Raw genomic sequence first — 22,099 nt, forward strand, 5'->3', positions numbered from 1 at the left:
CGGCGTCGTTCCAACGTTACGGCGCTTGTGTTGCACTTGTCGCCCTGTCCGATTTCCCCCATGAAGCGGGCAAGATGCGGGAACTGACCGATTTCCAGATTGAGGCCCCCGCGCAAGGGGAGGGCGCAACGCTCGCATTTCGCGGGCCGATGACCGTGTCCTCGCTCGGCCTGACCGACCAGCGGCTGCGCTCGATCAGCGATTCGATCAGCGAAATCGACCTCACCGGCGTCACCCGGATGGACACGGTCGGCGCGTGGACCGTCTGGCGCCTCTCGCGCGACAACGACGCGAAGATCACCGGCTGCAGCGAGGAAGCGCAGAAGCTGGTCGACGCGATCCGCAAGGCCGATTCGAACGACCATTCGGTCACCGCCCATCGCCTGCCGCTGCTCGAGCGGGTGCCCGCCCATGTCGGCATGGTCATGGCCGGGCTGGGGCATGGTGCGCTGCAGGTGCTCGGCTTCCTCGGCCAGGTGATCCTTTCGGTGGGCACGCTGGTGCGCCACCCTTCGCGCTTCCGCATGAAGGCGCTGGTTCACCAGATGGAACTGGTCGGCGTCAACGCGCTCGCCATCATCGGCTTGATGAGCTTCCTCGTCGGCATCGTCATTGCCCAGCAGGGCGCGGTGCAGCTGCGCCAGTTCGGGGCGGAGATCTACACCGTCAACCTCGTCGGCCGCCTGACCTTGCGCGAACTGGGCGTGCTGATGACCGCGATCATGGTCGCGGGCCGCTCGGGCTCGGCCTTTGCCGCGCAGCTCGGCACGATGAAGCTGACCGAGGAGGTCGATGCCATGCGCACGATCGGCGTCTCGCCGATGGAAGCGCTGGTGGTGCCGCGCATCCTCGCCACGATGATCATGATGCCGCTGCTCGGCTTCTATTCGGCCTTCCTCGGCATCATCGGCGGCGCCTTCCTGTCGAGCGTGTCGCTCGGCATCCCGTTCTTCACGTTCCTCGCCCGCATCCAGGAAGTCGTTCCCTTGCACGACGTCTGGGTCGGCCTGACCAAGGCTCCCGTGTTCGGCCTGATCGTCGCGGTGGCCGGGTGCTATCAGGGCATCAACGTCAGGAACAACGCCGAGGAAGTGGGCACGCGCACCACCGCCGCGGTGGTCATGGCGATCTTCATGGTAATCGTGCTCGACGCGTTCTTCGCGGTGTTCTTCACCAACATCGGGTGGGGCTGATGGACCAGACTGTCACCGCGCCCGAGGCTCTTGCCGATCTGCCCGATCCGTTCGAGGGCAAGTACCCGATCCGCGTGCGCGGCGTGCGCAACGTCTTCGGCACCCACGTGATCCACGATGGTCTCGATCTCGACGTACGCCGGGGCGAGATCCTCGGTGTGGTCGGCGGTTCGGGCACCGGCAAGTCGGTGCTGATGCGCACGATAATCGGGCTGCAGATCCCCGATGCGGGCGAGGTCGACGTGCTCGGCAGTTCGATCACCGATGCGCGCGACGACGATGACATCGACATCCGCAGCCGCTGGGGCGTGCTGTTCCAGGGCGGCGCGCTGTTCTCCACGCTGACCGTGGCCGAGAACGTCGAAGTCCCCTTGCGCGAATTCTACCCCGAGATCAGCGACGAACTGCGCCACGAGATCGCGCGTTACAAGGTGCTGCTCTCCGGCCTCCCCGCCGAGGCGACGAGCAAGTACCCGGCCGAGCTTTCCGGCGGCATGAAGAAGCGCGCCGGGCTCGCCCGCGCCCTCGCGCTCGATCCCGAACTGCTGTTCCTCGACGAGCCCACCGCCGGGCTTGACCCGATCGGTGCAGCCGCCTTCGACCAGCTGATCCTCAAGCTCCAGCAGACGCTCGACCTCACCGTCTTCCTGATCACCCACGATCTCGATACGCTTTACGAAATCTGTGACCGGGTGGCGGTGATTGCCGACAGGAAGGTGATCGCGGTGGGCACGATTCCGGAACTGCTCGCGCTCGACCATCCCTGGATTCAGGAATACTTCAACGGCCCGCGCGGACGCGCGGCGCAGGATGCGCAAGCGCGGCATGACGCCGTGCGGGCAACACTTTCGGACGACGGGCGTTCTTCGCCTGATCCTGACGGGGCATAAGGACTAGCCGATGGAAACGCGCGCAAACCATATCTGGGTCGGGCTCGTCACGCTGGCACTGCTGGCGGCGACGGCCGTGCTGACCGTCTGGATCGCGCGCCTCAACCAGGGCGACCTCAACGAATACGACATCTTCTTCAAGCAGTCGGTCGATGGCTTGGCCAAGGGCTCGGAAGTGTCGTTCTCGGGCGTGCCTTCGGGCCAGGTCAAGGACATCGAACTGTGGGAGCGCGATCCCGAATTCGTGCGCGTGCGCATCGCGGTCGACCGCAAGGTGCCGATCCTGCAGGGCACCACCGCCAGCCTGCTCGGCAGCTTCACCGGCGTTTCCACGATCCAGCTGACGGGCGCGGTCAAGGGCGCACCGCCGATCGAGTGCCCTTCGGAAAACAAGCGCGCGACCTGCCCCGAAGGCGTGCCGGTGATCCCGACCAAGCGCTCCGGCCTTGGCGAGATCCTGTCCAACGCACCGCTCCTGCTCGAACGCCTCGCCACGCTGACCGAGCGCCTGACCATGGTGCTGTCGGACAAGAACCAGAAGTCGATCGAGAACATCCTGTCGAACACCGACCGGCTGACCGGCAACCTCGCCGATGCCTCGCCCGACGTGAAGCGCACGCTGGCCGAACTGCAGGCAACGCTGCGGCAGGCCAACTACACGCTGGCAAGCTTCGAGAAGCTGACCAACTCGGCCGACACCATGCTCAACGATGAAGGCAATGGCCTCGCCCAGCAGCTGCGCAAGACGCTCAAGTCCGCGCAGGGTGCCGCCGATGCGCTGCAGGGCACGCTCAGCGAAGCCCGCCCCGCCGCGCGCCAGTTGAACGAACGCACGCTGCCCGCTGCCGAGGCTGCGATCCGCGATCTCCAGGCGACGACGCGGTCTTTGCGCGAAGTGACCGACCGCCTGAACGACCAGGGCGTCGGCGGCTTCGTTGGTGGCCCCAAGCTGCCCGACTACAAGAATTGAGGAGGCGATGAAGATGATCCGCAAAGCCCTGATTGTCCCCGCGCTCCTTGCCGCTCTCTCGGGCTGCGTCAGCCTCGGCCCCAAGGTGCCGGATACGCTGCTTGCGCTCACCCCCACCGCCGCGCCCGCCGCAGGCAGCGGCACCAGCGGCACTTTCGCCAATGCGCTGGTGGTGATGGAGCCTTCTGCCGAGGCGCGTCTCGCCGTCACCCGCGTGCCGGTGCAGATCGACGATGCCAACGTCGCCTATCTCAAGAAGACGATGTGGGTCGAACGCCCCTCGCGCCTGTTCCAGCGCCTGCTTGCCGAAACCATCCGCGCGCGCGGCTCGCGCCTCGTGATCGAGAGCGACCCCGGCGCTGCGGGCCTACACCTCTCCGGCCGCCTGCTCGACATGGGCTACGACGCCCGCACCCGCTCCGCCGTGGTTCGCTACGATGCGGTCAAGGAAGCCGGCGGCCGCGTCGAGACGAAGCGCTTCGAAAGCACGGTCCCGGTGGCAGAGGCCGAGGCCAGGTACGTCGGCCCGGCGCTGAACGAGGCGGCGAATGCCGTCGCCAAGCAGGTGGCGGACTGGGTTAGCTGAATCTCGGGGTGGGTTTAGGCCCGCGCCAGCCCCGCAAACCTTGCCGCCGCCGCGAACGCCGCCGCGCGCTTCTCGCGCCGCTCCATCGCCTCGGCGTCCTTGCCCCAGAGTTCGGCCTGCCAGTCCTCCTCGAGGTTGGCGGCATCCCACAGGGCATCGAGGTCAGCGTCGGTCTGCAGCGCGGCGAGGCCGATCACCAGCGAGGCGGCGAGGCTGGTGGTGTTGCGCAAGGCGGCAAGCTGGAACGCATCGAGCGCTTCGAGTTCATCGCGCAGGGCGGCCAGCGTCTCGACCGGTTGCGGTTTGTGGATGATGCCGGTGACGCGCACGAACTGCACGCCCAGCCGCGCTTCGGCGCTGGCCAGCAGCGGTTCCCACATCAGCCGCTGGCGCGCGGCGAAGGCCTCGTCCGGCTCGGCGCGATAGCACAGCGTGTCGGTCTCGGCGTAAGGCAGGATTTCCCCGATCACCGAGGCGCGGTCTCCCGCCACCACGTCGATCGCGTAGTCCGCCATGTCGCGGAAGAGGAACAGCGCAGGGTCGATTTCCTCGCCTTGCGCTGCCCACTCCGCCGCCATGGCTTCGGCCAGAGCTTGCGTCGGGACCACTTGCGGCCTGCCGCCGACGGTCTTGATCGCCCGGCCATCGAGCCTCACCCCGAAGCCGCCCTGTGCCGCCTCGACTGTCACTGCCTTGTAGAAACGCTTCATATCTATTCCGGAGTACGCCACCGCCGCGCGACGATGCGCGGCAGGAAGAAGAAGTCCCACAGGCCGGCGAGGGCCAGGACGATGCCTGCGATCGGCGGGAGCGCAGCCAGCGGGCCCGGCCCCTTGCCCGCCTGCACCAGCACGCCGAGCAGCACCAGCACCGCGCCCGAAGCGCGCACCGCCTGCAGCATGAAATAGCGGCCCATTGCCGGGTCCTTGGCTGCAGGATCGCTCACGCAATCCTCCCCAGCAGCGCGCGCAGGTCATCGATGCTCGTCGCCACCGCCTCGGCCCCTGCTTCGAGCAGTTCCTCGGTCTCGTGATAGCCCCAGTCGACCCCGAACGCGCGCACGCCCGCGTTCACGCCCATGTGGATGTCATAGACGGTGTCGCCGATCATCGCCGTCCGCGCGCGATCGGCCCCGGCATCGGCGATGCACTGCTCGATCATCGAGGGATCGGGCTTGGAAGGGTGCCGGTCTGCCGTCTGCAGCGAGACGAAGTGGCCGGTCAGCCCGTGCGCGGCGAGGCAGTGGGCAAGGCCCCGGTCGGACTTGCCGGTGGCGACGGCGAGTTGCCAGCCTTGCCCCGCAAGTTCCTCGATCAGCGTGGCGATGCCTTCATAGAGCGGCTCGGCCACCGACCCTGCCGCGCGGCGGGCGCGGAAGGCATCCTTGTAGAGTTCGGTCAGGCTGGCGTGTTCGTGATGCTCGCCCTGCGGGTGCAACTGGCGCATCGCCTCGTGCAGCGACAGGCCGACGACGCGGCGGGTCAACTGGCGCTCGGGCGGGATCAGGCCCGCAGCCTTGAACGCCGCGTCCATCGCCGCGCAGATATCGGCCTGGCTGTCGACCAGCGTGCCGTCGCAATCGAAGATCGCCAATCTCACGACACCAGCCTCCGCATCAGTTCGGCAATCGCCGGGGAGCCTTCTGCCTCCAGCCCCGCCGCCACGCGCGCCCGGTCATCCGCGCTCTTGTTCTGCGATAGCTTGAAGGTGGGCCGCCATGCCAGCACTTCCATCTCGAAGCCGACGATGCCGCCCATCATCTGCCGCAGCTTGTCCTCGGGCATCTTGTCCATGGTCCATGGCGTACCTTCGGAAACGCGCGCCTCGTACGCATCCGAGACGGTCTCGAGCAGTCCGCGCAGGCCATCCTGATCCATCCGCCGCACCCGGCCTTCCAGCTCGAGCGCAACGTAGTTCCACGTCGGCACTTGCGCAGGATCGGCATACCAGCGGGGCGAGACATAGCCGTCTGGCCCGTTGATCACCGCCAGCGCCATCATCCCGTCGAGATGCCGGGTGAGGGCATTGCCGCGCGCAAGGTGGAACTGCACTGCACCGTCGCCGGTCGAGTGCAGCGGCACATGCGCCACGCGCGGACCGTCCGGCACCGTGGCAAAGACCATCCCGAACCCGATCTCGGCAATCAGCGCCTCGAGCAGGTCGCGGTCGTCATGCCGGAAGGACGGGTTGGGGTGCATCAGTCCTTCCGCGCCCTCGGAGCAGGCTTGCCGGACGGCGCTCTACGTGGCGCAGCGGGCTTGCCGACGGGCTTTGCCGGGCCTTTCTTTGGTGGCGCGCCCTTGGCCGGACCAGCACGCTTGCCCGTGGGCTTGCGACCAGCGCTGCCCGCACCCTTTTCGCTGTCGGCGCGCTTGCGGCGTTCGCCGCGACGCTCCTTGCGGTATTCCTTGGCGTGCTGCTTGGCCGCACGCTTCTGCATGGTCTTTTCAGGGACCAGCTTGGGCGCTTCCAGCGGCAGATCGCCATCCTCCTCATAGAAGCCGAGGCTGGCCATGCTCGCCGCGAAGTGTGCCGGAAGCGGCGCGGTCACGTCGATCAGGTCACCTTCGGGATGCTCGATGCGCAGGCGGCGGGCGTGGAGGTGCATCTTGCGGCTGATCGTGCCGGTCAGGAACGCGGCCTGCCCGCCATACTTGCCATCGCCGACGATGGGGTGGCCGATTGCCGCCATGTGCACGCGCAACTGGTGCGTGCGCCCGGTCAGCGGCTGCAGTTCTACCCACGAGGCCGAATTGCCCGCACGGCTGATCACGCGATAGCGGCTGCGCGCCGACTGGCCCTGGCCGCTTTCGTCGACCATCATCTTCTCGCCGCCCGTACCTGGCTGCTTGGCCAGCGGCAGTTCGATCAGCCCGTCCTTCACTTCCGGCACACCGACGACCAGCGCCCAATAGATCTTGCGCGCCGAACGGCCGGAGAAGTGCTTCGAGAAGAACGCGGCGCTGCCCGGCGTACGCGCGATCAGCAGGACGCCCGAGGTGTCCTTGTCCAGGCGGTGGACGAGGCGCGGGCGCGGCTCGCCATCGGCGGCATAGGCGTCGAGCAGCCCGTCGACGTGTTCGTGCGTGCCGCTGCCGCCCTGCGTGGCAAGGCCCGGCGGCTTGTTGAGCACGATCGCGGCGCGGTCCTTTTCGAGCACCATCGATTCGGCCAGCGCAATCTGCTCCTCGGTCAGCGGCTTGCGTACGCGCTGGCCCTTGATCCCCGCGCCGACCGGCGTGGCATTGCCCGGCGGCACGCGCAGGATCTGCCCGGCCTCCAGCCGCGTATCGACATCGGCACGCTTGCCGTCGACGCGGATTTGACCGGTGCGCGCCCAGCGCGATACCGTGGCAAAGCCGACCTGCGGCAGATGGCGCTTGAACCAGCGGTCGAGCCGCGCGCCCGCATCGTCACGGCCGACGGTAAACTGGCGGACGTTGTCGTCCGGAATCTTGCCCCGGCTCATGCTGCGCCTCGCATCATCGAAAGGCCGAGGAACAGGCCGGCCACGCCGCCCAGCAGCGAGCCGAGCGCATAAGTCCCGGCCATGCCATAGAGCCCGCGCTGCATCAGCATGGCGGTTTCAAGGCTGAAGGCGGAGAAGGTGGTGAAGCCGCCCAATACGCCGACGCCGAGCAGCAGGCGCAGCGATTCGCTGCCATCCTGCCGCGCCAGCCATCCGGCAAGCACGCCCATCAGCAGGCTGCCGCTGACGTTGATCAGGAAGGTGCCCCAGGGGAACACGGTGTTGGGACCGGAAAAGGCGGTCATGGCGCGGCCCGCATGGTATCGCAGCATTGCACCGATGCCACCGCCGATAGCCACGATGGCGGTTGCCGTCAGGGTACTAGGAGAGTTCATCCGCCGCCCTTAGCCTCATGGCCTGCAAAATGCACGACATTGCTTGCCTTTGAGGGCCGTTTTGACTAATGGCGCTCCCGTTCGGGCCGGTCCTGTACGGATTCGGCTTGTTTTGTGTTTCCAGATTCGTGGTGACTCCCGCCGGTTACGCGGGCTCTCGCCGACAGATTGAGGTGTAGCGGTTTATGCAGATTCTCGTTCGCGATAACAACGTCGACCAGGCTCTTCGTGCACTCAAGAAGAAGCTGCAGCGTGAAGGCGTGTATCGCGAAATGAAGCTGCGTCGCCACTTCGAGAAGCCCTCGGAAAAGCGCGCTCGCGAAAAGGCTGCCGCTGTTCGCCGCGCCCGCAAGCTCGAGCGCAAGCGCCAGGAGCGCGACGGCGTCAAGTAAGAAGGATCGGGGCGGAAACGCTCCATCTGGCTACTTGCCGACAGCGCCCTGATGGGCCAAGAGGGCGCCGCAAACCGGCGCCCTTTTTCGTGGGCTTCGGCAAGGTCATTCGAATCATCCGGCGCGATTCGCTTCGTGAGTCGCGACTCCAGGGGGAAAGCATGTCGGAAATCACCCGCGTTCCGCTCCAGCCCGTCGCCAAGGGCTCCGTCGGCAAGATCTGGCTCGGCGTCATCGCCGCTGTCGTGCTCGGCTCGGGCGTCGCCTATGGCACCCGCTACAAAGGCGTCGAGATCGAGACGGTCAAGGCCGGTACCGGCGCATCGCCGACGAAGTCTGACGTGGCGCTGATCAACTATGTCGGCCGGCTTGCCAGCGGCAAGGAATTCGACCGTGGCGAGAAGGCAGTGCTGCCGCTCGAAACCGTGATCCCCGGCTTCTCCGAAGGTCTTTCGAAGATGCAGAAGGGCGGCAAGTACGTCCTCGAGATCCCGGCTGAAAAGGCCTACGGTGCCGAGGAAAAGCGCAATCCGCAGACCGGCGAAGTGGTGATCCCGGCCAATTCGGACCTCGTCTTCGAAATTGAACTGATCGACTTCAAGAGCGCCGCCGAGCTTGAGCAGCAGCGCATGATGCTCGAACAGATGCAGAAGATGCAGGGCGGGGCAGGGGCAGCTCCGGGCGGCGCGCCGATGCCGATGCCGCCGATGCCGGCTCCGCAACCCTGATCGAGGCCGGGCGTCCCCTGCGGGACGGCCTCGGCTTGAAGCACGCCGTGCGCTCTGGTAGCGCGCGGCGTTCCTTTTTCTCTGTCGCGAGTATCCGACAATGTCCGTAGATACCGCCACCGTGGCCAAGATCGCCTCGCTGGCCCGCATCAAGGTTACCGAGGCCGATCTTTCGGCCATGGTCCCCGAACTCAACGGCATCCTCGCCTGGGTCGAACAACTCGGCGAAGTGGACGTGACCGGCATCGAGCCGATGACCGCCGTGATCCCCAACCATCAGCGCCTGCGCGACGATGTCGTCAACGCCGACCCGCTGACCGGCGGTGACATGCGCGATGCGGTGCTGGCCAATGCGCCCGCGCCCGAACATGGCTTCTTCGGCGTGCCCAAGGTGATCGAATAATGACGAATATTACTGATCTCGGCATTGCCGCCATCCGCGATGGCGTGGCCAAGGGCACATTTTCCGCCACCGAAGTCGCCACCGCCTTCAACGCGGCGGTAGAGGCCGCGCAGCCCGCCCTGAATGCCTTCATCGTCACCACGCCCGAAAAGGCGCTGGAAGCTGCCGCCAAGGTCGATGCGGACCGCGCTGCCGGCAAGCCGCTCGGCACCATGGCGGGCGTCCCCATCGGCATGAAGGACCTGTTTGCCACCAAGGGCACGCAGACCACCGCTGCATCGAAGATCCTCGAAGGCTTCAAGCCGCAGTATGAATCGACCGTTTCGCAGAAGCTGTGGGACGCGGGCGCGGGCATGCTCGGCAAGCTCAACCTCGACCAGTTCGCGATGGGCTCGTCGAACGAGACCTCGGCCTTCGGGAACGTGATCTCGCCGTGGCGCCGCCCTGGTGATACCGCGCCGCTGGCACCCGGTGGCTCCTCGGGCGGATCGTCCGCTGCGGTCGCCGCGCGCATCGCCCCTGCCGCCACCGGCACCGACACTGGCGGCTCGATCCGACAGCCCGCCGCCTTCACCGGTATTTCCGGCATCAAGCCGACTTATGGCCGCTGCTCGCGCTGGGGCGTCGTCGCCTTCGCCTCCTCGCTCGACCAGGCCGGCGCCATGGCCCATGACGTGACCGACTGCGCGATCATGCTCGAAGCCATGGCCGGGTTTGACCCGAAGGATTCCACCAGCCTCAACCTGCCCGTCCCCGAATGGACCGCAAGCCTCAATGCCGACATGCGCGGCAAGAAGGTCGGCATCCCGCGCGAATACCGCCTCGAGGGGATGGACCCCGACGTTGCAAAGAGCTGGGACGATGGCATCGCCTGGCTGAAGGATGCAGGCGCGGAGATCGTCGAGATCAGCCTGCCGCATACCAAGTACGCGCTGCCGACCTACTACATCATCGCGCCTGCCGAAGCCTCGTCGAATCTCGCCCGCTACGATGGCGTGCGCTACGGCTTGCGCGATCTGCCCGATGGCGCCGGCCTGCAGGACATGTACGCCGCGACCCGCGCCGCCGGGTTTGGTCCGGAAGTGAAGCGCCGCATCATGATCGGCACCTATGTGCTCTCGGCGGGCTTCTACGATGCCTACTACACCCAGGCGCAGAAGGTCCGCACGCTGATCGCGCGCGATTTCACCAATGCGTTCATGGACGTCGATGTGATCCTCGTTCCCACCGCGCCGTCCTCGGCCTTCGCCTTGGGCGAAAAGAGCGCCGACCCGCTGGAGATGTACCTGAACGACGTGTTCTCGGTGCCCGCCAGCCTTGCCGGGCTCCCGGCGATGTCGGTGCCTGCCGGGCTTGACCGCAACGGCTTGCCATTGGGCCTGCAGGTCATCGGCAAGGCGTTCGACGAACAGGGCGTGCTCAATGCCAGCCTCGCCCTCGAACAGCGCGCGCAGTTCTCGGCGCGTCCGGAGAAGTGGTGGTAAGACACTCGACCGGCGGGAGCGGCGGGGCGGTGAAACCGTTGCGCTATCCCGTCCTCGATTCCCTGCGCGGGATTGCGGCGCTGGCGGTGGTGTTTCACCACATCCCGACCGTCGCCGGGATCTCGGCGGCTGGCTTCGACCTGCATTTCGGCCGCATGGTCGATCTGTTCTTCATCCTGTCGGGCTTCGTCATTGCCGCGTCCTATGGCGCGAAGCTCTCGGCCGGCTTCCCGTTCTCGCGCTTCATCTGGCTGCGCTGGGGCCGCGTCTGGCCGCTCCATGCCGCGATGATCGCGGTCTTCGCGCTGTCGATGCTGGTGCTGGGCGTGCTGCGGCCGGAACTGCGTACGCATGGCCTTCTGGCCGGGCGCAACGATCCGGCGGACCTGCCGATCGCCTTCCTACTGCTTCAGGGCGTGGTGCCATCGCTCGGCCCTATCTGGAACCACCCGAGCTGGTCGGTCTCGGTGGAGATGCTGCTCTATCTCCTAGCTGCCGCAGGTTGGCGGATCGCGGGGGAGCGCGTGTGGCTGGCATGGCTCGCGCTGGCGGTGGCGGTGCTGACGTTCACGACCTCCGACGGTGATTTCTTCGGCCTGACCTCCAACATCGGACGCGGGATTGCCGGGTTCGGCCTCGGCCTTGCGCTGCACCGTGCGTGGGAGCGCTCGACTCCTCCTGCGATCCCCGTCGCCGCCGCGACTGCGCTGGAACTGGCGGCCTTCGTCGCGGTCGGTGCAGTGCTGTGGGGCAGCGGGAGCCTGCTGGCGTTCGACCTTGCTGCCACTGCGCTCGTCGCATTGGGCGTCCTGCAGCGCGGGCTGGTCTCGCGCCTGCTTTGCGCTGCGCCGTTCCAGTGGCTCGGGACGATGTCCTACGCGCTCTACATCGTCCATGTCTTCGTGATCGGCCGCGTGTTCGATCTCCTCGCGGTGCTGCAGCCCCGCCTCGGGCTGATGATTGCCGATACCGTGATCGGCGGTCAGGACGCGCTGGTGGGGCCGGGCTGGCAGGCCGATGCGATGAAGCTGCTGATCATGGCGCTGTGCCTGATCGTCGCGGTGCCTTTCGCGAAGCTGATCGAGCAACCGGCGCGGGCGTGGTCGCGGCGCATGGCCGGGCAACCCATGCCGAAACCGGCCAATTGACCCCTTTCCAACCCATCCCTCACACCTTATCGGGCGGATCATGAGCGAATATCGTATCCAGGGCGCAACCGGCGAATGGGAGGTCGTGATCGGCCTCGAAGTCCACGCGCAGGTCACTTCCAACGCCAAGCTGTTCTCGGGCGCGGCGACCGCGTTCGGTGCCGAGCCGAACACGCAGGTCAGCCTTGTCGACGCGGCGATGCCCGGCATGCTCCCGGTGCCGAACATGGAGTGCATCCGCCAGGCGGTGCGCACCGGCATGGCGATCAACGCCCAGATCAACAAGTGGTCGCGGTTCGACCGCAAGAACTACTTCTACGCCGACCTTCCGCAGGGCTACCAGATCAGCCAGCTCTACCACCCGATCGTGGGCGAGGGTTCGATCGAGATCCAGCTCGACGACAAGAATCCCGAGAGCCTCAAGACCATCGGGATCGAGCGCATCCACGTCGAGCAGGACGCCGGCAAGCTGATGCACGATCAGCACCCGACGATGTCCTATGTCGATCTCAACCGCTCGGGCGTGGCGCTGATGGAAATCGTCAGCCGCCCGGACATGCGCTCGCCCGCCGAAGCCGGGGCTTACCTGTCGAAGCTGCGCACGATCCTGCGCTATGTGGGCAGTTGCGATGGCAACATGGACCAGGGCTCGATGCGCGCCGACGTCAACGTCTCGGTCCGCCGGGTTTCAGACAAGCCGGGGGGCGAGCCCTTCGGCACCCGCACCGAGACCAAGAACGTCAACTCGGTCCGCTTCGTCATGGCCGTGGTCGAGCAGGAGGCCAGGCGCCAGGTCGCGGTGATCGAAGACGGCGGCACGGTGGTGCAGGAAACGCGGCTCTACGATCCCGAACGCAACGAGACCCGCTCGATGCGCTCGAAGGAAGACGCGCACGATTACCGCTACTTCCCCGATCCCGACCTGCTCCCGCTCGAGCTTGACGATGCCTTCCTCGAGGAATGCCGCGCGTCGTTGCCCGAACTGCCCGACGCCAAGCGCCATCGCTACGAGACCGCGCTCGGCCTGTCGGCCTACAACGCGGGCGTGCTGACGGCGGACGTCGAGACCGCGCGCTGGTTCGAGGCGCTGCTGGCCGAGACCGCCGCGAAGGCGAAGAAGCCGGAAGCGGAAGTTGCCAAGCAGGCCGCCAACTGGCTGATCTCCGAACTGTTCGGCGCGCTCAACAAGCTTGGCAAGGGCCTCGACAATTCGCCCGTCACCCCGGCGGCGGGCGCGGAACTGCTGGCGCTGGTCACCGATGGCACGATCTCCGGCTCGATTGCCAAGCAGGTGCTGGAAAAGATGCTCGAGAGCGGCGACGGCGCTGCCGCCATCGTCGAGCGCGAGGGCCTCAAGCAGACCTCCGACACCGGCGCGATCGAAGCGGCGATTGACGGCATCCTTGCCGCAAATGCCGACAAGGTCGAGCAGTACAAGGCTGGCAAGGAAGCCCTGTTCGGCTTCTTCGTCGGCCAGACGATGAAGGCGATGCAGGGCAAGGCCAACCCCGGCGTGGTCAACGAACTGCTGAAGAAGAAGCTGGCCTGACGGTTCGGCGGGCGCAAGGCTCCGTTGGTGCTACCTGCCGGAACGCAGGCGCGCGGGGGCCGTTGCCTCTCGTAAACTGAGAGGTGCCTTATGAACACTTGGGACATGACCGGCACGCTGGCCATCGTCACGCTCGTGGCCGGTCTGCTCATCGGCGTGTTTCTGCTGATGCGTTTCCTGAGCAAGCGCGGAAACCGCCATCCGATGGAAGGCGAACGCGAACGCAACTACGAGCAGATGCAGCGAGAGGCCGAAGCCCGCGGCGATTCATGAAGAAGGGGGAGCAGACGCGCAGTCCGCTCCCCCTTCCTCGTTCACACGTTCTTAGCGATCAGGCGCGGGTGCCTTCCATCGGGAAGGTGCCGAACATGCCTGCGGTGACCTTGCCGTCGAGCTTGTCGCCGTCGACCGTGGCGGTGCAATCCAGCGTCATCGGCATGGGCACGGTCATCTTCATCTGCCAGGTCAGCGTGTTGCCATCGACCTTGCCGTTCTCGACATCCATCGAGCCCATCTGGCCGCTGTTGGTGCCGGTGAAGCTGTCGCCGTCGACATTGACGGTGAAGGTGCTGGTCTGGTCGCCCATGGGGGTACGCGTCACGCAATTGTAGGTGCCGGCAACGGACATCGGTGCTCTCCCGTTATGGTGTGCTGACGGGTAGTTTATCTACAAACGTGTCAATAGCAAGGCGCGCCTCGTGACGAAGCGTTGCCCCGGTTGGCGGCACGAAAAAGGGGGCGCACTTGCAGCGCGCCCCCCGGTTCGCTTGAAGCAGCGGCCTTACTTCGGCGCGGCCATTTCCTCCACCGGCAGGCCGAACTTGTCGAGCTGCGGTTTCACCTTGGCGGCATCGCCGACAACCACCCAGACCATGCCGTCCGAGTTGATCTTCGAACGGAACGCCTTGTCCACTTCAGCGGCGGTCATCTTGCCGTAGCGAGCCGAAAGCGTTTCGTAGAAGTCGTCCGGGCGCTGGTAGTTGACGATCTTGGCAAGGCCGTCGAGCACGGCGGCGCTGGTCTCGAACATGCCGGGCAGTTCGCGGGCGCTGCCCTTGGTCGACCAGTCGAGCTCTTCAGGCGTCACGCCCTTGGTGCTGGCGTACTCGTCGATCTCGCGCTTGATCTCGACCAGCGAGTCCCCGGTACGGTCGGTCTGGACCGGGGCGATCACCTGGAAGCGGACCTTGTCGAGCGGTTCGCTGATCCCGTTGTAGGCACCGTAGGTCCAGCCCTTGGCCTCGCGCAGGTTCATGTTGATGCGGCCGAGGAAGTTGCCGCCGAGGATGTCGTTGGCAGTGCCGAGCGCGACGGTATCGTCGGTGCCCTTGGCGTCGATGACCTTGCCGGCCATGATGAACGACTGCGGCGAGCCGGGGCGGTCGACGAGGATGACGCGGCTCTTCTGCGCCGGGATCGCGGCCGAGAAGTCCTTCACCGGGCGCGCCATGCGGTTCGAGGGCCAGTTGCCGAAGCTGTCGTCGAGCATCTTGACCACGGCATCGAGCGTGGTGTCACCGACCACGAAGATGCGCGCGGTGTCCGGGCGGAACCAGCGGGCGTGGAAGGCCAGCAGGTCCTCGCGCGTCAGCTTCTTGACGACTTCCGCGTCGCCGAGGCCGCTCGACGGGAAGGCGTAAGGGTGGCTGCCGTAGATCGTCGGCACCAGCACGCGGGCGGCCAGCGCCTGCGGGTTCTTCATCTCGGCCGAGATCGCCGTCAACTGCTGCGTGCGCACGCGCTCGAGGTCGGCAGGGGCCAACGCAGGACGGCGCACCACGTCAGCGAGCAGGCCGAGCGAAGCGCCGAGGTTGGGCGAAAGCGCATCGACCTGGAACGAGGTGAGGTCGCTGGTGGCCGAAAGCGAGATGTTGGCGCCGAGGCGTTCGCGTTCGCGCGCGAACTCCGAAGCCGAAAGCTTCTGGGTGCCTTCGTCCATCAGGCTGAGCAGCAGCGATTCGGTTCCGAGCGCCGACTTGGGATCGGCGGCGTAGCCCGCATCGAAGCTGACGCGGACCGAGACGGTCGGCACTTCGCTGCGCCTGGCGAAGTAGACCGGGATGCCGTTCTTGAGCGTCGCACGCTGGATCGCCGGGAAGTCGAGCGGGGCGAGCTGGCCGACAGCGGGAAGCTTCGAGCGGTCCGCGCCGGCAACGGCCGGGGCGGGGATGCCCTTGGCGGGCATGTCGGGATCGCGGAAGTACGCCGGATGGGCGCCGGTCGCGCTCTGGGTGTAGAACCCGCCGCGCGCTTCACCGCCCTCGGTGCGGGTGCCGGGCTCGACCGTCAGCGCAAAGGCGGGGCGCGTGAGCCACTTGGCTGCAGCCGCCTTGACTTCGGCGGGGGTCATCTTGGCGGTACGGTCAAGCTCCTGCCGGTAATGTTCGGGCGTGCCGCTGTAGAGCAGGCCCTCGGCCAGCGTCGGCGCCTTGCCGTTGAAGCCGCCGGTACGCTCCAGCCCGCGGATCTCGCTGGCGGTGGCAGAAGTTGCGGCGCGCAGCAGTTCGTCCTGGGTCGGGCCGTCCTTGATGAACTTCGCGATCTCGGCATCGAGCGCGGCTGCGACCTTGGCCGGGTCCTGCCCGGGGGTGACATCCGCCTTGATCACGAACTGCGCGGCCTGGGCGAAGACTTCGGCATCGGCCGAGACCGAGACGGCCACCTTCTGCTGGCGCACCAGCGCATCGTCGAGGCGCGAGGAGGCAAGGCCGCCCAGCACCGATGCGGCAAGATCGAGCGGCAGGTAATCGGGGTTGTCGAGGCCCGGCACTGCCCACATGCGATAGATGCGCGTGGTGGCGACCTGGTCCTTGATCGTCTTGGCGACGGTGGCGGGCAGGGTCGGCACCGGTGCGCTGACCGGCTTGACCTGCGGACCCGGCTTTATGTCGCCGAACCACTTGTTCACCTTCTCCTTCGCGGTCGCCACGTCGATGTCACCGGCCAGGACCAGCACGGCGTTGTTCGGGCCGTAGTGATCGGTGAACCACATCTTCACGTCCTCGAGGCTGGCGGAATCGAGGTCCGCCATCGAGCCGATGGTCGAGTGGTGATAGGGGTGGCCCGAAGGGTAGAGGTTCTCGAGCTGCTCGTATTCGACGATGCCGAAGGGGTTGTTGTCGCCCTGGCGCTTCTCGTTCTGGACGACGGCGCGCTGGTTATCGAGCACCTTCTGCGTGACCGCGCCGAGCAGGTGGCCCATGCGGTCGGATTCCATCATCAGCACCATGTCGAGCGCGGCGGTGGGCACGGTCTCGAAGTAGTTGGTGCGATCGAACCAGGTGGTGCCGTTCACGTCGGTCGCGCCGACCTGCTGCAGCGGCGTGAAGAAATCACCCGGCACGTTCTCGGTGCCGTTGAACATCAGGTGTTCGAACAGGTGGGCAAAACCGGTCTTGCCCTTGGGCTCGTTCTTGGAACCGACGCCGTACCAGACGGAGACCGCGACCACCGGGGCCTTGCGGTCAGTGTTGACCAGCACGGTCATGCCGTTGTCGAGCTTGAAGCTTTCGTAGGGAATCTGGACCTTCGAGACGAGGTCGGACAGAGGGGCCGGCTTCGCGTCCTGTGCCATGGCGGGCGAGGCAAGAGCAGTGGCGGCGGCAAGGGCAAGCAGGCTGGCGGAGATCTTGTGCTGCATGAGCGTCCCGAGGATTGGCGACCGCAGTCGCGAAGGTTGTCTTTTGATCCGGAAGCAGATCCGCCCTGAACCGAAGCTGATCCGCGTGCCCCCAGAAATGGTTTGATCGGAAACTTTCTAGTGCCCATCATCGCGCGCGCAAGTGGGGCGGCCCCTTGGGGCATGTGCCACTGACCCCGTTTCGACGAACGACAAAGAGAGACCGATGAACGTCAAGCTGCTTGTTTCCGCCCTGTTGCTCGGCACCGCCGCCATGCCCGCCCTCGCCGAGGAGCCGGTGTTCGATGCCCAGGCCGTGCGTGCCCACGTCACGTTCCTTGCCGACGACCTGCTGGAAGGGCGCGACACGGGCAGCCGGGGCTTCGACATCGCCGCCAACTACGTGGCCTCGCAGTTCATCGCGATGGGCCTGAAGCCCGCGGCGCCAGATGGATCGTTCTTCCAGAAGCTGACCGTGCGCGAGGCGCGGCTGGATGGTGCGCCCAGGCTGGCGCTGACTTATGGCGGCAAGGAGGTGGTCCTGTCCGAAACCGCCCAGGTGCTGGTGCGGCCGAGCCTGACCGATGCCAAGGTCGCTTTCGAGGCGCCGCTGGTCTTTGCGGGCTTCGGCTTCGACCGCCCGGACCTCGGCTTCAACGACTACAAGGGCCTCGACGTGAAGGGGAAGATCGTCGTCGTGCTGACCGGCTTCCCCAAGGGCACGCCGAGCGAACTGGGCGCGCATCTCAATTCCGACAAGGCGATGATGGCGATGAAGCGCGGCGCGATCGGCGTGATCAGCGTGCCGACGACTGAAGACAGCGCCCGCCGCCCGTGGGACAAGCGTGTCGCGATCTCGGACGGTCCGGCCAAGGGCTGGGTCGGCACCGATGGCAAGGCCTTCACCCGCACGCCGGGGATCAAGGGCGGCGCCACGCTCAACCCCGATGCCGCCGCGCCGCTGTTTGCCGCATCGGGCAAGCCGCTCGACAAGATCCTTGCCGAGGCCAACAGGACTGGCGGCAAGCCCAGGGGCTTCGCGATGAAGGCCAAGGCCAGCCTCGCCTACGCGCAGACGTGGAAGGACGTGCAGAGCGAGAACGTCGTGGCGATGCTGCCCGGCAGCGATCCTGCGGTGGCGGGCGAATTCATCGGCATGACCGCGCACCTCGACCACATCGGCATCCACGGCAAGGGCGAGGACACGCTGCACAACGGCGCGATGGACAATGCCTCGGGCGTGGCGACGATGCTGGAAGTGGCCAAGGCCGTCGCCAAGGAAAAGCCGCGCCGTTCGGTGATGTTCGCGGCGCTGACTGGCGAGGAAGGCGGGCTGATCGGTTCGGATTACCTCGCGCGAAATCCGGTGGTGAAGGGTGAGGTGGTCGGCCTTGTCAATTTCGACATGCCGGTGCTGACCTACATGTTCTCCGACGTCGTCGCGTTCGGCGCGGAGAATTCGACGATGGGCAAGGTCGTCGCTGATGCTGCCAAGAAGGCGGGCATCAAGCTCTCGCCTGATCCGATGCCCGAAGAGGGGCTGTTCACCCGCTCCGACCACTACCGCTTCGTCCAGCAGGGCGTGCCCGCGGTGTTCATGATGACCGGCTTCGAAGGCCCGGGCGAGAAGGCCTTCCGCAGCTTCCTCAAGGACCACTACCACCAGCCGAGCGACGACCTGAAGCTGCCGTTCGACTGGGACGCCGGCGCGCTCTTCGCCAAGGTCAACTACTACACCGTGATGGGCCTGGCGAACGGGGCCGAGCGGCCGAAGTGGTATGCTGGCAGCTTCTTCGGCAAGGAGTTTGCGCCCAAGGCTGCCAAGGCGGCTGATCCGGTGAAGTGAGGTTGCGCGGGGTGCCCACCCCGCTGCGACTAAGCCTTTCTCCGAAAGGCCAAGTCTCGCGGCCCTCCCGCTTGCGGGAGGGCGGGGACAGGTCGTCCGACTCCCCTCCCGCAGGCGGGAGGGGCCGGGGGTGGGCATCGGCACCACACATTGCTCCCGATCAAGGAACCACCCCGGTCGAGCGATGTAGCTTTTTCGTCGGCGCAACCCTTGTGTTGCGAAAAAGCCACACCATGTCTTGCGCAACAGGAGGACACTCGACCTTATGAACCTCGAGAAATTCACCGACCGCGCCAAGGGCTTCCTGCAAGCCGCGCAGACCGTTGCGATCCGCATGAACCATCAGCGGATCACGCCGGACCACATCTTGAAGGCCCTGCTGGAGGACAGCGAGGGCATGGCCAGCGGGCTGATCCAGCGCGCGGGCGGCAATGCCGCCTTGGCGCAAACCGAAGTCGACAAGGCGCTGGCGAAGATCGCTGCCGTCTCCGGCTCGGGCGCGCAACAGACGCCGGGGCTCGACAACGATGCCGTGCGCGTGCTCGATTCCGCCGAGCAGATCGCCGCCAAGTCCAACGACAGCTTCGTGACCGTCGAGCGCATGCTTGTCGCGCTGACGCTCGCTTCGACGACTTCGGCGGGGCAGGCCCTGAAGGCAGCGAACGTTACCCCTCAGGCGCTGGAAGCAGCGATCACGCAGCTGCGCGGCGGGCGCACGGCGGACAGCGCCAGCGCCGAAAACGCCTATGACGCGATGAAGAAGTATGCCCGTGACCTGACCGAGGCCGCGCGCGAGGGCAAGCTCGATCCGGTGATCGGCCGCGACGAGGAAATCCGCCGCACCGTGCAGATCCTCGCCCGCCGCACCAAGAACAACCCGGCGCTGATCGGCGAGCCGGGCGTGGGCAAGACCGCGATTGCCGAAGGCCTCGCGCTGCGCATCGCCAATGGCGACGTGCCGGATTCGCTGCGCGACCGCACGCTGATGGCGCTCGACATGGGTGCCCTGATCGCGGGCGCGAAGTATCGCGGCGAGTTCGAGGAGCGCCTGAAGGCGGTGCTTGACGAGGTCAAGGGCGCCGAGGGGCAGATCATCCTGTTCATCGACGAGATGCACACCCTGATCGGGGCGGGCAAGAGCGAGGGCGCGATGGATGCGGGCAACCTGCTCAAGCCCGCGCTCGCCCGTGGCGAACTGCACTGCATCGGCGCGACGACGCTGGATGAATACCAGAAGTACGTCGAGAAGGACCCTGCGCTGCAGCGGCGGTTCCAGCCGGTGTTCGTGGGCGAGCCGACGGTGGAGGACACGATCTCGATCCTGCGCGGCATCAAGGACAAGTACGAGCTGCACCACGGCGTGCGCATTGCCGACAATGCGATCGTCGCGGCGGCAACGCTGTCCAACCGCTACATCTCCGACCGCTTCCTGCCCGACAAGGCCATCGACCTGATGGACGAGGCGGCGAGCCGCATCCGCATGGAAGTGGAAAGCAAGCCCGAGGAAATCGAAAAGCTCGACCGCCGCATCATCCAGATGAAGATCGAGGAGATGGCGCTGGCCAAGGAGACCGACACCGCGTCGAAGGACCGGCTGGCGACCTTGCGCGAGGAGCTGGCGAACTTCGAGCAGCAGTCGGCCGAGCTGACCACGCGCTGGCAGAACGAGCGCGACAAGATCGCTGCCGAGGGCAAGGTCAAGGAAGCGCTCGATGCCGCGCGCAGCGAGCTGGAAGTGGCGCAGCGCAATGGCGATCTGGCGAAGGCCGGGGAGCTTGCCTATGGCCGCATCCCCGAACTGGAGCGCCAGCTGGCCGAAGCGCAGGGCGTGAGCCAGAACGCGATGCTGCGCGAGGAGGTGACCGCCGAGGACATCGCCGCCGTCGTCAGCAAGTGGACCGGCGTGCCCGTCGACCGCATGATGGAAGGCGAGCGCGAGAAGCTGCTCAAGATGGAGGAAGTGCTCGGTCAGCGGGTGATCGGGCAGAAGGACGCGGTGCTCGCCGTGTCCAAGGCGGTGCGCCGTGCGCGTGCAGGGTTGCAGGATCCGAACCGTCCGCTCGGCAGCTTCCTGTTCCTCGGCCCCACGGGCGTGGGCAAGACCGAGCTGACCAAGGCGCTGGCCGGCTTCCTGTTCGACGACGACAACGCGATGGTCCGCATCGACATGTCGGAGTTCATGGAGAAGCATTCGGTCAGCCGCCTGATCGGCGCGCCTCCGGGCTATGTGGGCTATGACGAGGGCGGCGTGCTGACCGAGGCGGTGCGGCGCAGGCCGTATCAGGTCGTGCTGTTCGACGAGGTCGAGAAGGCGCACTCGGACGTGTTCAACGTGCTGCTGCAGGTCCTCGACGATGGTCGCCTGACCGACGGGCAGGGCCGCGTGGTGGACTTCACCAACACGCTGATCATCCTGACCAGCAACCTCGGCAGCCAGTACCTCGCCAATCTGGAGGAGGGACAGGACGTTCAGACGGTCGAGCCGCAGGTTATGGATGTGGTGCGCGGGCATTTCCGGCCCGAGTTCCTCAACCGCCTGGACGAGATCATCCTGTTCCACCGGCTGGGCCAGGAGCACATGGCACCGATAGTCGAGATCCAGGTGGCGCGGGTGGCCAGGCTGCTCAAGGACCGCAAGATCGTGCTCGACCTGACCGATGCGGCCAAGCGCTGGCTGGGTCGGGTCGGTTACGACCCGGTCTATGGTGCCCGGCCTTTGAAGCGGGCGGTGCAGAGGTATCTGCAGGACCCGCTGGCCGAAAAGCTGCTCGGTGGCGAGGTGCCGGACGGCTCGACCGTGCGGATCGACGAGGGTGACGGGGCGCTGACGTTCATCGTCGAGTGATCGGGAAAGGGGCTGCTGCGGTGGCCCCTTTTTCGTTGGGCACACCCCTTCGCGCTGCGCGGAGGTGTTGTGTTTCTTGATACGCACGCAAAGCCGCAAAGACGCGAAGAGGCCGCGCTCGCCGCAGGCGTCCCACAGCCCAATACGCCCCGATCCACCCGCACCGTCGCACCAGAGCGCCACCCCTTCGCGTCTTCGCGTCTTTGCGTGAGATCACTCTGGCGCGGCGCTGATTGCCCACCCCGCTGCGACCAGGTTCGCTTCGCTCTCCAAGTCTCGCGGCCCTCCCGCTTGCGGGAGGGCAAGACGCAACGCTCGTTCTCCCCTCCCGCAGGCGGGAGGGGTTGGGGGTGGGCATTGCGGATACGCGATACGGCAGGTCATCCGCTGGCGAGTGCGGACGGTAACGCCGGAGGGATAAGCACAGATCGCGCGACCGGTGCGGGTGCCGTCGTGGCACGCGCGGGGAGGGCGCGGGACCGGTTGCGAATGGCCGGGGGGCGGTTCCGGGCCCCTGGTCGGCTCAGCCTGAGGGCGGACATATGTGAGAGGACGAAGCTGTGGCAGCGGCTCGCGGGCTGC

At 66.5% G+C, this 22,099-nt stretch carries 21 protein-coding genes; 13 read left to right on the top strand and 8 right to left on the bottom strand.

The annotated features are described in order from the left end of the window. Positions 1 to 74: 74 nt before the first annotated feature. Genes I2488_RS18375 through I2488_RS18390 form a run of 4 tightly spaced genes read left to right on the top strand, consistent with a single transcriptional unit; the run spans position 75 to position 3,639 of the window. Positions 75 to 1,193, top strand: coding sequence for an ABC transporter permease (locus I2488_RS18375; RefSeq protein ID WP_196277244.1), 1,119 nt, complete (start codon positions 75 to 77; stop codon positions 1,191 to 1,193). Beyond that, positions 1,193 to 2,083 carry an ABC transporter ATP-binding protein gene (locus I2488_RS18380; RefSeq protein WP_196277245.1) on the top strand — a complete coding sequence of 297 codons (891 nt, stop codon included), beginning with the start codon at positions 1,193 to 1,195 and terminating at the stop codon, positions 2,081 to 2,083. Before I2488_RS18375 ends, I2488_RS18380 begins: the two co-directional genes overlap by 1 nt. Positions 2,084 to 2,093: 10 nt before the next feature. After that, complete coding sequence (locus I2488_RS18385; protein ID WP_196277246.1) at positions 2,094 to 3,053, top strand: MlaD family protein; 960 nt, start codon at positions 2,094 to 2,096, stop codon at positions 3,051 to 3,053. Between the two features lie 13 nt (positions 3,054 to 3,066). Then, positions 3,067 to 3,639 carry an ABC-type transport auxiliary lipoprotein family protein gene (locus I2488_RS18390; RefSeq protein ID WP_196277247.1) on the top strand — a complete coding sequence of 191 codons (573 nt, stop codon included), beginning with the start codon at positions 3,067 to 3,069 and terminating at the stop codon, positions 3,637 to 3,639. A 14-nt stretch (positions 3,640 to 3,653) separates the two neighbouring features. Here the strand turns inward: I2488_RS18390 and I2488_RS18395 are convergent, their stop codons facing one another. Genes I2488_RS18395 through crcB form a run of 6 tightly spaced genes read right to left on the bottom strand, consistent with a single transcriptional unit; the run spans position 3,654 to position 7,503 of the window. Then, positions 3,654 to 4,349, bottom strand: a complete 696-nt coding sequence (locus I2488_RS18395) for an ATP12 family chaperone protein (protein ID WP_196277248.1) — start codon at positions 4,347 to 4,349, stop codon at positions 3,654 to 3,656. 2 nt (positions 4,350 to 4,351) lie between these two features. Continuing rightward, positions 4,352 to 4,585 (bottom strand): hypothetical protein, encoded by a 234-nt coding sequence (locus tag I2488_RS18400; protein ID WP_196277249.1) that lies wholly within the window; start codon positions 4,583 to 4,585, stop codon positions 4,352 to 4,354. Continuing rightward, positions 4,582 to 5,238 (bottom strand): HAD-IA family hydrolase, encoded by a 657-nt coding sequence (locus I2488_RS18405; protein WP_196277250.1) that lies wholly within the window; start codon positions 5,236 to 5,238, stop codon positions 4,582 to 4,584. Before I2488_RS18405 ends, I2488_RS18400 begins: the two co-directional genes overlap by 4 nt. Beyond that, positions 5,235 to 5,837 (bottom strand): FMN-binding negative transcriptional regulator, encoded by a 603-nt coding sequence (locus tag I2488_RS18410; RefSeq protein ID WP_196277251.1) that lies wholly within the window; start codon positions 5,835 to 5,837, stop codon positions 5,235 to 5,237. The genes I2488_RS18405 and I2488_RS18410 overlap by 4 nt, the downstream gene beginning before the upstream one ends. Continuing rightward, on the bottom strand, positions 5,837 to 7,108 hold the full coding sequence (locus tag I2488_RS18415) for an RluA family pseudouridine synthase (RefSeq protein ID WP_196277252.1): 1,272 nt from the start codon (positions 7,106 to 7,108) through the stop codon (positions 5,837 to 5,839). Before I2488_RS18415 ends, I2488_RS18410 begins: the two co-directional genes overlap by 1 nt. After that, positions 7,105 to 7,503 (bottom strand): fluoride efflux transporter CrcB, encoded by a 399-nt coding sequence (crcB, locus tag I2488_RS18420; RefSeq protein ID WP_196277253.1) that lies wholly within the window; start codon positions 7,501 to 7,503, stop codon positions 7,105 to 7,107. The genes I2488_RS18415 and crcB overlap by 4 nt, the downstream gene beginning before the upstream one ends. Before the next feature lie 185 nt (positions 7,504 to 7,688). Here crcB and rpsU point away from each other — a divergent pair, with 185 nt between their 5' ends. The 7 genes from rpsU (at position 7,689) to I2488_RS18455 (ending at position 13,480) form a co-directional block, all read left to right on the top strand. Beyond that, complete coding sequence (rpsU, locus tag I2488_RS18425) at positions 7,689 to 7,895, top strand: 30S ribosomal protein S21 (RefSeq protein WP_039331685.1); 207 nt, start codon at positions 7,689 to 7,691, stop codon at positions 7,893 to 7,895. A 161-nt stretch (positions 7,896 to 8,056) separates the two neighbouring features. Next, positions 8,057 to 8,623 (top strand): FKBP-type peptidyl-prolyl cis-trans isomerase, encoded by a 567-nt coding sequence (locus I2488_RS18430; RefSeq protein WP_196277254.1) that lies wholly within the window; start codon positions 8,057 to 8,059, stop codon positions 8,621 to 8,623. Between the two features lie 100 nt (positions 8,624 to 8,723). Then, entirely contained in the window at positions 8,724 to 9,026 is a 303-nt protein-coding gene (gene gatC, locus I2488_RS18435) for an Asp-tRNA(Asn)/Glu-tRNA(Gln) amidotransferase subunit GatC (protein ID WP_196277255.1), read from the top strand. After that, complete coding sequence (gatA, locus tag I2488_RS18440) at positions 9,026 to 10,510, top strand: Asp-tRNA(Asn)/Glu-tRNA(Gln) amidotransferase subunit GatA (RefSeq protein WP_196277256.1); 1,485 nt, start codon at positions 9,026 to 9,028, stop codon at positions 10,508 to 10,510. The genes gatC and gatA overlap by 1 nt, the downstream gene beginning before the upstream one ends. Next, positions 10,504 to 11,658, top strand: a complete 1,155-nt coding sequence (locus tag I2488_RS18445; RefSeq protein ID WP_196277257.1) for an acyltransferase family protein — start codon at positions 10,504 to 10,506, stop codon at positions 11,656 to 11,658. The genes gatA and I2488_RS18445 overlap by 7 nt, the downstream gene beginning before the upstream one ends. Positions 11,659 to 11,698: 40 nt before the next feature. Further along, positions 11,699 to 13,207: an Asp-tRNA(Asn)/Glu-tRNA(Gln) amidotransferase subunit GatB gene (gene gatB, locus I2488_RS18450; protein ID WP_196277258.1), complete on the top strand. Its 1,509-nt coding sequence runs from the start codon at positions 11,699 to 11,701 to the stop codon at positions 13,205 to 13,207. A gap of 105 nt (positions 13,208 to 13,312) precedes the next feature. Next, positions 13,313 to 13,480, top strand: a complete 168-nt coding sequence (locus I2488_RS18455; protein ID WP_196277259.1) for a hypothetical protein — start codon at positions 13,313 to 13,315, stop codon at positions 13,478 to 13,480. Between the two features lie 58 nt (positions 13,481 to 13,538). On the opposite strand, the gene I2488_RS18460 is transcribed toward I2488_RS18455, so the two are convergent. Next, positions 13,539 to 13,835: a hypothetical protein gene (locus I2488_RS18460; protein WP_196277260.1), complete on the bottom strand. Its 297-nt coding sequence runs from the start codon at positions 13,833 to 13,835 to the stop codon at positions 13,539 to 13,541. 153 nt (positions 13,836 to 13,988) lie between these two features. After that, a complete protein-coding gene (locus I2488_RS18465) occupies positions 13,989 to 16,847 on the bottom strand; it encodes a M16 family metallopeptidase (protein ID WP_196277261.1) in 2,859 nt (952 codons plus the stop codon). A gap of 205 nt (positions 16,848 to 17,052) precedes the next feature. Here I2488_RS18465 and I2488_RS18470 point away from each other — a divergent pair, with 205 nt between their 5' ends. Continuing rightward, the gene (locus I2488_RS18470) at positions 17,053 to 18,672 is read left to right on the top strand and encodes a M28 family metallopeptidase (protein ID WP_196277262.1); all 1,620 of its coding nucleotides are present in this window, start codon (positions 17,053 to 17,055) and stop codon (positions 18,670 to 18,672) included. Positions 18,673 to 18,937: 265 nt separating this feature from the next. Further along, complete coding sequence (clpB, locus tag I2488_RS18475) at positions 18,938 to 21,517, top strand: ATP-dependent chaperone ClpB (RefSeq protein ID WP_196277263.1); 2,580 nt, start codon at positions 18,938 to 18,940, stop codon at positions 21,515 to 21,517. The last annotated feature ends 582 nt before the right edge of the window (positions 21,518 to 22,099 follow it).

This window comes from Novosphingobium jiangmenense, assembly GCF_015694345.1.
Taxonomy (GTDB): domain Bacteria; phylum Pseudomonadota; class Alphaproteobacteria; order Sphingomonadales; family Sphingomonadaceae; genus Novosphingobium; species Novosphingobium jiangmenense.